The sequence below is a fragment of the Candidatus Sericytochromatia bacterium genome (assembly GCA_035285325.1).
Taxonomy (GTDB): Bacteria; Cyanobacteriota; Sericytochromatia; order S15B-MN24; family JAQBPE01; genus JAYKJB01.
In genome coordinates, this window is the sequence record JAYKJB010000027.1 from 20,829 (window position 1) to 31,698 (window position 10,870).

The following is a 10,870-nucleotide window of genomic DNA, read 5'->3' on the forward strand; positions in this document are numbered from 1 at the left end:
ATGAACCCGGACGTGATCATCGTGGGCGCCGGAATGGCCGGCCTGGCCTGCGCCGTGACGCTTCAGGCCGCTGGCAAACAGGTCTGCCTGCTGGAAGGCAGTTCGCGGGTGGGCGGCCGGGTGGGCAGCCTCCTGCTGCCAGCGGGACACCGGATCGACCTCGGCTTTCAGGTGCTGTTCTCGGCCTACCCGACCCTGAACCGCCTGGTCGACGTGCGCGCCCTCGACTGGCGCGCCTACGAGGCTGGCGCCCTGATCCGGACAGGCTCGGCCTGGCGGCCCGTGGCGGATCCCTTCCGGCAACCCGGAGACCTGTGGTCCACCGTGACCAGCGGCCTGTATGGCCCCACAGACGCCTGGGCCCTGATGCGACTGGGCCTGGAGACGGCCCGCAGCGAAGGCGATCCCCCGCTGGGCCGCTCAACGGCCGAAGACTGGAACAGGCTGGGGTTTTCGGAACGATTTCAGGCCCGCTTCCTGCGCCCGTTTTTCAGCGGCATCTGGCTCGACCGCACGCTGGACGTCGATGCGGCCGTCTTTCGCTTCTACTGGCGCATGCTCGCGAGCGGTCAGGCCGTGGTGCCCGCCCAAGGCATGCAAGCCCTGCCGGACCAGCTGGCAGGCCGATTGACCCCCGGCAGTCTGTGGACCAACACCCCCGTGCAGGCCCTGCGCCGCGAACAGGGGCGTGTGGTGGGGGTTGCGCTGGCCGATGGGCGGGTGCTGGAGGCCCCGCAGGTGGTGCTCGCCACCCCGGCGCCGGAGCTGTCGCGCCTGCTGGAAGACCCGACTCGCCGCTTGCGTGGCAAACCTGCCGTCACGATGTACTTCGCCGCGCCGGAGGCCCCGTTCCAGCGACGCCTGATCGCCCTGGCCCCGGACGCCACGGGGCCCGTTGGGATCGTGGCCGTGCCCTCGCTGGTGGCCCCCGACATGTCACCAGCTGGCGAGCACCAGGTAGCCGTCCAGTTGTTGCCCGATGCCGCTGGCCGCTTCGACTCCGAGCCAGAGGCGGTGCTGAAGGCTTTGCGGCAGTGGTTTCCAGCCGCCGACCTCTCGGCCTGGCGCTGGCTGCACACCGTGACGGTGCCCTTTGCCCAGTTCGACCAGGGGGTGGGCACGCCGCGCTGGCCTGAACGCCACCCGAGCGGTTGCCTGCTGGCCAGCGAGGCCACCCGGCAGAGCAGCATCGAAGGGGCGTTGCGTTCGGGCGTGCAGGCTGCGGAAGCCATCCTCGGGGCCAGTTAGGCGCGGTCCCGGGCTCGCCGGGACGACGGCTGCGGGCCGAAACGGTACTCGAGGGTGTCCCGGCGCGGCCATCGAAGGGTCAGCCCCAGGCGTCCACCTCGGTCTCGACGGCCGTCAGGGTCGGGAAGAAGCGACAGCGGGGCGGCAGGCGCTCCACCGACAAGGCCACCACCCCCCGGCCCCCGAGCCAGATCTGGGACGCCTTCGGCAGTTCGGCCGCCAGATGGTCGAGTTCCCCCAGCAGGGCCGTCCGATCCGTCACGATACCGATGCCCAGCCCGACGATCCGGGCCTCGGTCACTCGCGCCGCGTGGACCAGGTCCCGCGCGGGCACCTGAGGGCCCAGGTACGTGACCGCCATGCCCCGCCCGGCCATCAGGAGGCCGACGCACAGCAAGCCCAGTTCATGCAGGTCGCCCGGCGGCGTGGCCAGGATCGCCGACGGGCGGTCGGGTCGGGTTTCCGCCAGGCGCATCATATTGCCCAGCAATCCGCGCAGGATGCTGCTGGCCATGTGCTCCTGCGCAATGCCGATCACGCCCCGCTCCCAGCCCTCCTCGATGCGCGCCAGCAGGGGCAAGACGGCTTCGTGCAGCAGGCTACGCGCGGGCAGCAAGGTGGCGGCCGACTCCAGCTCACGCGCGGCACCGGCCTGGTCGTAGCGCACAAGCGCTTCCAGCACGCGGTCCGCCACGGCCGACTCCGGCAGGGAGCGCACGACGGCCTCACGCGGCGCCGGCGTCACCAGCAACGGGCCCAGTTCCTCCGAGGGGACCCGCGCCACCTGCCCGATTGTATGACCGGCCTGCACGGCGCGTTGCAACAAGGTCAGGCGGTCGACGTCGCTGGCACGGTACAATCGGTGACCGCCGCCCGACCGCTGCGGGGCGACGACCTGGTAGCGCCGCTCCCACGCGCGAATGGTTTCCGTGGGTAACCCCGTGAGTTGAGCGACTGACTTGATCGTGTAGATCGGAGCGTCGTCGGTGCGCATGCAGGCTGCCTCCAGGCCATATCTTAACCGAGCCTGCCCCCACCTTGTCAAACTTTTGTCCTGGACAAATATTTGACAAGCGTTCCGTGAAAAACTTATAGTCGAAAGCGTGTCCCCTTTGAAAGAAGTGACCCACATGACCATTCACCCGCTTCGCGCCGAGCCCGTCTGGCTCACCAATGCGCCCACCTCCGTCTCCGCCGATGTCTCCCGGGAAGCCGCCATGGAAGCGGTTCGGACGCTGCTCGCCTACATCGGCGAGGACCCTGACCGCGAGGGACTCCTCGACACGCCAGACCGCGTCGTCCGCGCCTACGCCGAACAGTTCGCCGGCTACCAGCAGGACCCGGCCTCCATCCTGGCCACCACCTTTGCCGAGGTGGAGGGTTACCAGGATCTCGTGGTGTTGCGCGACATTCCCTTCCATTCGACTTGTGAGCACCACCTGCAACCCTTCGACGGAATCGCCCACGTCGCCTACCTGCCTGGCGAACGGGTGGTGGGGCTTTCCAAGCTGGCTCGCCTGGTCGACTGCTTCGCCCGCCGGGCCCAGATTCAGGAGCGCCTGACGCGCCAGATCACCCGCAGCTTGATGGAGCACCTCCAACCTCGCGGCGCGGCTGCCTATGTAGAGGCCGCTCACGGGTGCATGCGCTGCCGGGGCGTCCGCAAGGAAGGCGCCCGCATGATCACGACGGCCTACGAGGGCGACCTCACCAGCGCCAGCTGGAAAGACGAGTTCCTTCGACTGGTCGGACGCTGACCGCCGCGACGGGGCGGGCCAGAATCATCCGGTGACCCGGACCCTGGCCTTGCCAGTCCAGGGCCGGTCGGGCGCCGGGGGCGACCCAGGAGGAGCCATGCACACCTACCAGCACGTCAGCCTGATGCCCGTGTCCGCAGAAGCACTCTACGCCTGGCACGCCAGCCCGGGGGCTTTTTTGCGCCTGGCACCCCCTTGGGAAACCATGGCGGACATTTCCCGTCAGGGCGCCCTGGAAGACGGGGCGGAAACCCGTTTCACGATTCGCAAGGGCCCCCTGGGCGTGCGCTGGGTGGCGCGCCACGACCAGCACGTGGCGGACCGACAGTTTCGCGACGTGCAGGTGGCAGGCCCCTTTTCGGTGTGGCGGCACACCCACCGGTTCGTCCCGGTGGGTCCTGGCGAGAGTCGGCTGGAGGATTCCCTGGAGGTGGAGGCACCTGGCGGGCCAGTGGCGACGTGGTTGGGCGGCAGCTTTCTGAACGCCACGCTGAGCCGCATGTTCCAGTTTCGCCATCGGCGTACCCGCGACGACCTGGCCCGCCACGCCCGCTACGCGGCAGTCGGACGACGGCGCATCCTCGTCTCCGGGGCCTCAGGCCTGGTGGGGCAGGCCCTGGTGGCCTTCCTGCAGGGCGGGGGGCACGACGTCGTGCGTCTGGTGCGGCGCGCGCCTGGCCCCGGTGAGATTCACTGGGATCCGGAAAAAGGCGAGATCCGGGACAGCGATCTCGAAGGGTTCGATGCGGTGATTCACCTGGCGGGGGAGGGCATCGCCGAGGGACGCTGGACCGCGGCCCGCAAGGCTCGGATCCTTCAAAGCCGGGTGGACGGAACCCGCTTGCTGGCCACGGCGATCGCCCGACTGGACCGCAAACCGGAAGCCTTCATCAGTGCATCGGCGATCGGATTCTACGGAGACCGCGGCGATGAGGGGTTAGACGAGTCCGCAGCAGCGGGCCAAGGCTTTCTGGCAGACGTCTGCCGGGCCTGGGAGGCCGAGACGGCTCCAGCCGGGGAGGCGGGGGTGCGCGTCGTGAACCTGCGCATCGGCATCGTGCTCACGCCCCAAGGGGGTGCGCTCGCGCGGATGCTGCCACCCTTCCAGTTGGGGGCAGGTGGACCGGTCGGCAGCGGGCGGCAGTACATGAGCTGGATCGCCCTGGATGACCTGCTTGGCGCGATTCAGCACGTTCTCTTCACTCCCTCCCTGCGGGGCCCGGTCAACGCCACCGCACCGGAGCCGGCCCGCAGCAGCGAATTCGCGCGCGTGCTGGGCCACGTGCTCCATCGGCCGGCCATTCTCCCGCTGCCGGAACCCGCCGTCTGGTTGATGCTGGGGGAGATGGGGCGGGCGCTGCTGCTGGAGGGCGCGCGCGTGCTGCCCACCAAGCTGCAGCAATCCGGCTTCCAGTTCCTGTGTCCCACGCTGGAGGAGGCGCTGCGACACGAAATCGGCCTGGTGCCAGCAGAAGCCGCCTGAACAGCCAGGCATCCGGGCGCCCACCAGTGCCCGCCGCCCGGCAAAGTCAGGTCCTTCACGTCAGGCGTCGGGCCTCGCCACGACCATCGACGCCGGCAAAAGGCCGACCGGGAATCGCCGCCAGACTGAGCGTTGCTATCAGTAGCCGAAATGGCGACCGTAGCGGTCCATGAACCAGTCGTAGGCCTGGTTACCGACCCAGGCCCCAACCCCGAGCACGCCCAGCGCGAGCAGGCCTTCCGGACGGTTGCGCAGGGTGGAGTCCAGCACCGACCAGAGCAAGGCCGCCCCACCACCCCAGCTGGCTATCCGCCCCACCGAGTATTCCGGCTCGCCGTTCCAGGCCCGCTCCATGCGGCGGAACGAGGTCTGCGTGTTGCGCGCCACGTCCTGGAACTGACGCGTGAACTGATCGATCGTCTGCGAGATCGGATCCGGTTGGGTGTAGCCGGGGTAGCCATAGCGAGGCGCCCCGTAGGTACCGCCGATGGGGCCCAGGCGAGAGATGGACGTGTCGGGCATGCTGATCAACCTCGTACTCGGAATCCAGCATGCTTATCGGCGCGCAATGGAGCAGGCGCGTTAACAATTTGCTAAATCGTTCTCAAATTTGCGTGAACCCGATGCCGAGGACCGGACATCCCGCCAGGCGAGCGCCGCGCAGCGAGGAACGGTGCGGCGCACGCGGTCGTGTTTCCGGCACGTCGCACCGTCCCCCGCTGCAGCGAAGGCTCCTGAAGGCTGGCCTGGCTCAGGGGGTCGAGCGGCTCAGCACCTGCAGACTGCCCCGCGCAGGATCCATGTAAAACCGCACCCAGGCCACCTCGTTGCTGCGATCCGGATCCACAAACTTGTTGGTGGGATCGCTCAGGGTGACCAGGTAATACTGGCCGGACGGATAGCCCGTGACGTCGAATTCCTGCCCGGGCAAGGCGCGGTCATAGAGATCCGCCCAACCCCGCGATATCCCCTGTAGCACCTGGTTGCAGCCCCCGTAAGCCGACGGGGCGGCGTTGCTGCTGTAGCGCACGCTATCGAGCAGGCAGAAGGAAACCTTGTACCCTTGTCGCTCCAGCGGGCCGGTCGGGCTGCCGGTGCGCAGCTGGTAGAGCGCCACGTCCCCCAGGTGAAAGTGATTGTGCGCCGGGTGAAAGTCGAAGGCGCCCACATACTTGGTGGCCACGACGCGGCCCGTCCCGTCCAGGATCTCCTGATAAGCGCGGGTCACGCCGTCGCTGTTGTAAGCCCGCACCTGGAATGGTCCCGCCCCGACATTGGGGATGGTGTTGTCAAAGCGCACGAAGCGGCGCCCGCCTTCATAGGTCAGCTGCAGGCGGCCCGGGGCGATCGCCCGCAGGTCCGAGGCGAGCCGCAGGGCGGTCTGATCGACCGAGCCGGTCGGCAGCGGCTGCGGCGTGGGAGTGGCGCTCGGCAGCGGGGAGGGGCTGGCTGTTCCAGTCCCGAGGTCTGGGTCCCCGACCGCCTGACACTCGAAAATCATGAAGCGCGTCGTGCTCAAGGCGGCGTCATTGCGGAACGACACCCGCAGCGCATCCCCAAGTCGCGCGGGAAAGCGCTTGGTCTCCAGCTGCCAGCTGGTGTTGCGCAGGCCGGTGGCGACGGTGATCCAGCTGCCGGCGCTGCGCACGGCCAGATCGTAGGTCACGCCGCTCGGCAGAGGCCCCGTTTTGAGGCGCACGCTGCTGAGCGCGGCCGGCTGACTCAGGCGGGCGCTCCACCAGGCCGAGGAGGCCCGGTAGCTGCCGTTGGCCCACTGGCTGCTGGTGTCGCCGTCGATTGCCGCCCCTGGTGGAAAAGCGGCCAGCGCCCCATCCGACTCGGCGCCGGTGAGGACGAGCGTGCCGATGGCGGAGAGCCGATAGGGCGGTGAGAGCGGATCGTAAGCACCCGGGTGAATCTCGCCATCCACCAGGTTCTCCTTGTCCACCCAGAAAGCCTTTTCAGGCAGGGGCTGGGCCGGATCGGCCGCCCCGACGGGCCCCTGCGCGCGGGGGCCACAGGCCGCCAGAGCGAACATCCCCAGGAGCAGGGGCAACACCCGTCCAGGCAAACGCGTCATGGAATCCTCCCTCTTCGAGCCGACAACGGGTGCTGGCAAGACGAGCGGAGGCCCTGGTGCGTTCGAGGAAGGAGTCTAATGCGGAACGGCGAGTCCGACGTTGGGCGCTTCGGCCGAAAGCCCCTGTGGTTCATGCCCCGGGTCACCGCGACCGCGCCAGGCGCGTGGCAGCGCACGCTGAAAGAGCGAGGCCAGGTCGTCGACATAGGTGTAGGCCACCGGAATGATCACCAGCGTCAGCAGGGTCGAGGTGACCAGGCCGCCCACCACCGCCATGGCCATGGGCGAGAGCCGCTCGGTGCCCTCCCCAAGAGACATGGCAATCGGCAGCATGCCGGCAATCATGGCGATCGTCGTCATCATGATCGGCCGCACGCGATCCTCGGCCGCCTTGAGCAGCGCCGCCTCGCGCGGGAGGCCCGATTGACGTGCCTGCAAGGCGTACTCGACCAGCAAGATCGAGTTCTTGGTGACCAGTCCCATCAGCATGATGATGCCGATCAGGCTCATCATGCCGAGTTCCTTGCCCCCGATCAGCAGGCCCAGAAAGGCGCCCCCGATCGCCAGCGGCAGGGCCCCCATGATCGTGGCGGGCTGCAAGAAGCCGCGGAACAGCAGCACCAGCACGACATAGATCAGCAACACGCCCATGCCGAGCGCGCGACCGAAGCCGGCGAAGATCTCGCCCATGATCTTGGCCTCGCCGAGCGAGCCCTGCTCGATACCCGGTGGCAGGTTGCGCATCGAAGGCAGGGCCTTGATCTTGGCCATGGCATCACCGAGGCTCGACCCGGGCGAGAGGTTGGCGCCCAGGGTGACCTGCCGGGCCCGGTCGTAGCGGTTGATCTGCACAGGCCCTGCGCCCATGGTGACCTCCGCCACCGTGCGCAAGGGCACCAGCCCCTGCCGGGCAGGTACCAGCAGCCCGCCGATCGCCGCGATGTCGTGGCGCACCGCTTCGGTCAGTTGCACGCGGATGTTGACCTGCTCGTCACCCGCATTGAACTTGGGCAGGTTGATGTCGGTGTCCCCCTGGGTCGCCATACGGGCCGTGCGCCCGATCGCCGAGACCAGCACGCCTTGCTCGGCCGCGCGGGCCGTATCGGGCCGGATGTGGATTTCGGGACGCAACTCAGCCGCCGACGAGGACACGTCGCGAAGATCGGGAAGACGGCGCATGTCGAGCAGCACCGCCTCGGCTGCGCGCTCCAGCGCCACCCCGTCACTGCCGCGCAGGATCAGGTTGATGTTCTTGCTGGCGCCGCCGCCCGCAGCCCCCGGCAGGTTGATCGCGATGCGTGCGCCGGGAATGGCGCGTAATTCGGGCGCCACCGCCTTGACCCAGTCCGTGATGCCGATCGCGCGCGCGTGTCGAGGCACCAAGGTCACGAACAGTTGGCCCCGGTTGACGCCGCCCGCCTCGCCGCGCGTCGCGCCCATGCCAGTGCCGGTGGTGGTGCCCGCCTTGCCGAAGACGGAGGTGACCTCCGGGCGCCGCCGCAGAATTTCCGTGGCGGCTTGCACGACCCCATCGGTCTCGGCGATGCCAGACCCCGTCGGCAACTCGATCGACACCAGCGCCTCCCCTTGGTCCCCGTTGTTGACGAAGCCCTTGGGTATCAGCGGAATCAGCGTCAGCGAGGCGATGAAAATCGCGACCGCCCCGGCCATCACGCGGGCCCGATGACGCAAGGCCCAGCGCAAGAGGGTCAGGTAGCGCTGTTTGAAAAGAGACGGGCCCTCCGCGTGGACCTCGGAGGCCCGATGCTCCGGGAGCAGGTAGGCGGCCATCAAGGGCGTCAGGGTCCGGGCCACCAGCAAGGAGAGCAGCACCGCCACAGCCACCGTGATGCCGAACGATTTGAAGAACATGCCGGGGATCCCGCCCATGAACGAGACCGGCACGAACACGGCCACGATCGTCATGGTGGTGGCGATGACGGCCAGCCCGATCTCCTGAGTCGCTTCAAACGCCGCTTGCCAGGCTGACTTGCCCATGTCGATGTGGCGGTGGATGTTCTCCAGGTCGACGATCGCATCATCCACCAAAATGCCCACCACCAGGGTCAGGGCCAAGGTCGTCATGCCGTTGAGCGAGTAGCCCAGCGCCGACATGACGAAGAAGGTGGGCACCACGGAGAGCGGAATCGCCAGGCCCGAGATCAGGGTGGACTGCCAGTTGCGCAGGAACGCATAGATCACGATCACGGCCAGCAGGGCCCCCAGCAGCAGCGCGTCGATGGTGGCCGTGTAGGCAGCCCGCGTAAAGGTGGCCTGGGTGCGCACCATGGTCAGCGTCAGGTCTGGCGGCAAGGATTTTTTCAGTGTTGCCACCTGCTCGCGCACCCCCGCTTCGGTCTGGACCAGCGGGGCCCCCTGGGCCCGCACCACCGAAAACCCGACGACCGGCTCGCCATCCAGGCGCGCGATCGAGGCCACGTCAGCAAAGGCCCAATCCACTTCGCCGAGCTGGTCGAGGCGCACGGCCGAGCCATTGGCCAGCGGCACGCGCAGCGCCTTGAGTTCCTCCAGGTTGCGGGCTGACCCCAAGGTGCGGATGCCGATCTCCCCGTCCTGCAGGGCGCTCTTGCCGGCCGGCAGGTTCAGGTTCAGGGCGCGCAGCTGGCCCGTCACAAAGTCCACGCTGGTGCCGAGGGCCTGCAGCTTGGCCGGCGAGAGGCGCACGCGCACCTCGCGCGTGAGGCCGCCGTCACGCTGCACCTCCGCCACGCCCGGCACCGTCAGCACCGCCCGCGTGATGTCCTCGTCGACCAGGCGCGACAGTTCCCCGACGCTGCGCCGGGGACTCGCCAGGGTGTAGCTGATGAAGGCATCGCCGCTGCCGTTGGGGCGACTGATGACCGGTTCGTTGACGTCCGCCGGCAACTGCTGTCGGATCCGGCTGACGGCGTCCCGGGCGTCGTTGAGCGCTGCCTGGGTGTCCGTGCCGACGTAAAATTCGAGGATGGTGGTGCTGGCGCCCTCGACCACCGTGGAGCGCACGTGTTCCAGGCCGTTGAGACCCATCACGGCGTCTTCCACCTTGCGCGTCACGTCCGTTTCCAGTTCGGCCGGCGCGGCTCCGGGACGGGCCACCGTCACGACCACCAGCGGAAAGTCGACGTTCGGCCACTGGTTGATGCCCAGCGTGCGGTACGACTGGAAGCCCAGCACCGTCAGCAGCAGGAACAGCAGGCAGATGGGAATGGGATTGCGGATGGCCCAGGCCGAAATGTTCATGGCACGCTTGCCTCGCGAGGGGCTCCGCAACGCTTTGGAACCCGAATAGTTTTACATAGAAATTATCACACCCCCGCCCGCCTGACAACGGCAATACGGCTCATCTCCAGCCATCCAGACCAGCGGCCCAGGCGTCGCAAGTTTTGTGGAGCGAACGCTCAGGCACGCAGGTGCCGCAGCGCACCGCGATTGACCTCGGTGACGGACACGTGCGCGGCGGCCAGCGCGGTCGCCAGGGAATCGACGGCCTCGGCCGGATCGATCGTGTGGCCACAGGTGAAGACATCCACGGCGGCATAGCCGTGTTCCGGCCAGGTGTGGATCGTCAGATGCGATTCCGCGATGATCACCACGCCGCTCACGCCATGCGGATTGAAGGCGTGAAAGACGCTCTCGACCACCGTGGCCGCACAGGCGCGGGCGGCGGCCAGCATGGCAGCCTCGATGCCGGCCCGTTCCGTCAGGCGTTCAGGCGGACAGCCATACAGTTCGAGCAGGACCTGGCGCCCCAGGTAGCGCGCCTTTCCCCCGGCCGGCGAGGCGGGGATCAGCAGCGAGGAGGCGGGAGGTTCCGGGGCGGGCATGGTGCCCTGCATGATACCAGCTCGCCGACAGCGACACTCAGGGCTGGTAGACCGCGAAGTTCACGCCGCCCGTCTCGCCTTCCGGCAAGACGATGTACTGGGGCTGGAGGCGTACACCGCCCGCCCCGAGGCTCGCCAGCACGAAGTACCCCCCGGGCGCGATGCCCGACAGGCGGTAGCGTCCCCGCGCATCGGTCTGCCGTTCGGCCCGCTTGGTCGCATCCGCCGCCGACACCACCACCACCCAGGCGCCGGCCACCACCGGGCGGGTGCTGCCAAACATGTTGCGCACGACGCCGCTCAGGCCCGCGTCGCCCACAGGCAGGTTGCTGGTGACCGCCTTGGTCAGCGAGAAGGCGCTGGCGGGCGGTTCGGCCGGGGCCTCGACGGCGTAAACGGGCAACTCGCCGGCTTGAGACTCCAGCGAGGCGGGCTCATCGCCCGAACGAGGCGCTTCGCCTCCGTTCGGGAGTTGTTT

At 68.4% G+C, this 10,870-nt stretch carries 9 protein-coding genes; 3 read left to right on the forward strand and 6 right to left on the reverse strand.

The genetic code is table 11. From position 1 onward, the window contains the following. The gene (locus VKP62_04715; protein ID MEB3196487.1) at window positions 1-1,248 is read left to right on the forward strand and encodes an NAD(P)/FAD-dependent oxidoreductase; all 1,248 of its coding nucleotides are present in this window, start codon (window positions 1-3) and stop codon (window positions 1,246-1,248) included. Window positions 1,249-1,327: 79 nt separating this feature from the next. Here the strand turns inward: VKP62_04715 and VKP62_04720 are convergent, their stop codons facing one another. Then, complete coding sequence (locus tag VKP62_04720) at window positions 1,328-2,242, reverse strand: MerR family transcriptional regulator (GenBank protein MEB3196488.1); 915 nt, start codon at window positions 2,240-2,242, stop codon at window positions 1,328-1,330. 136 nt (window positions 2,243-2,378) lie between these two features. Here VKP62_04720 and folE point away from each other — a divergent pair, with 136 nt between their 5' ends. Then, on the forward strand, window positions 2,379-3,005 hold the full coding sequence (folE, locus tag VKP62_04725) for a GTP cyclohydrolase I FolE (protein ID MEB3196489.1): 627 nt from the start codon (window positions 2,379-2,381) through the stop codon (window positions 3,003-3,005). A gap of 97 nt (window positions 3,006-3,102) precedes the next feature. Further along, window positions 3,103-4,488 carry a TIGR01777 family oxidoreductase gene (locus tag VKP62_04730; protein MEB3196490.1) on the forward strand — a complete coding sequence of 462 codons (1,386 nt, stop codon included), beginning with the start codon at window positions 3,103-3,105 and terminating at the stop codon, window positions 4,486-4,488. 138 nt (window positions 4,489-4,626) lie between these two features. Here VKP62_04730 and VKP62_04735 read toward each other — a convergent pair whose 3' ends face one another. The 5 genes from VKP62_04735 to VKP62_04755 form a co-directional block, all read right to left on the reverse strand. After that, window positions 4,627-5,010, reverse strand: a complete 384-nt coding sequence (locus VKP62_04735) for a hypothetical protein (protein ID MEB3196491.1) — start codon at window positions 5,008-5,010, stop codon at window positions 4,627-4,629. A 229-nt stretch (window positions 5,011-5,239) separates the two neighbouring features. Beyond that, window positions 5,240-6,568, reverse strand: coding sequence for a lysyl oxidase family protein (locus tag VKP62_04740; protein MEB3196492.1), 1,329 nt, complete (start codon window positions 6,566-6,568; stop codon window positions 5,240-5,242). 75 nt (window positions 6,569-6,643) lie between these two features. Beyond that, entirely contained in the window at window positions 6,644-9,808 is a 3,165-nt protein-coding gene (locus VKP62_04745) for an efflux RND transporter permease subunit (protein ID MEB3196493.1), read from the reverse strand. Window positions 9,809-9,966: 158 nt separating this feature from the next. After that, window positions 9,967-10,392 (reverse strand): adenosylmethionine decarboxylase, encoded by a 426-nt coding sequence (speD, locus tag VKP62_04750; protein ID MEB3196494.1) that lies wholly within the window; start codon window positions 10,390-10,392, stop codon window positions 9,967-9,969. 37 nt (window positions 10,393-10,429) lie between these two features. Beyond that, window positions 10,430-10,870, reverse strand: a 441-nt coding sequence (locus VKP62_04755; GenBank protein ID MEB3196495.1) for a hypothetical protein, incomplete at its 5' end; no start/stop codon positions are given.

Excerpts from the sequence above, each read along its gene's own strand:
- VKP62_04715 (MEB3196487.1), top strand. The coding sequence starts at position 1 with ATGAACCCGGACGTGATCATCGTGGGCGCCGGAATGGCCGGCCTGGCC.
- VKP62_04720 (MEB3196488.1), bottom strand. The coding sequence starts at position 2,242 with ATGCGCACCGACGACGCTCCGATCTACACGATCAAGTCAGTCGCTCAA.
- folE (MEB3196489.1), top strand. The coding sequence starts at position 2,379 with ATGACCATTCACCCGCTTCGCGCCGAGCCCGTCTGGCTCACCAATGCG.
- VKP62_04730 (MEB3196490.1), top strand. The coding sequence starts at position 3,103 with ATGCACACCTACCAGCACGTCAGCCTGATGCCCGTGTCCGCAGAAGCA.
- VKP62_04735 (MEB3196491.1), bottom strand. The coding sequence starts at position 5,010 with ATGCCCGACACGTCCATCTCTCGCCTGGGCCCCATCGGCGGTACCTAC.
- VKP62_04740 (MEB3196492.1), bottom strand. The coding sequence starts at position 6,568 with ATGACGCGTTTGCCTGGACGGGTGTTGCCCCTGCTCCTGGGGATGTTC.
- VKP62_04745 (MEB3196493.1), bottom strand. The coding sequence starts at position 9,808 with ATGAACATTTCGGCCTGGGCCATCCGCAATCCCATTCCCATCTGCCTG.
- speD (MEB3196494.1), bottom strand. The coding sequence starts at position 10,392 with ATGCCCGCCCCGGAACCTCCCGCCTCCTCGCTGCTGATCCCCGCCTCG.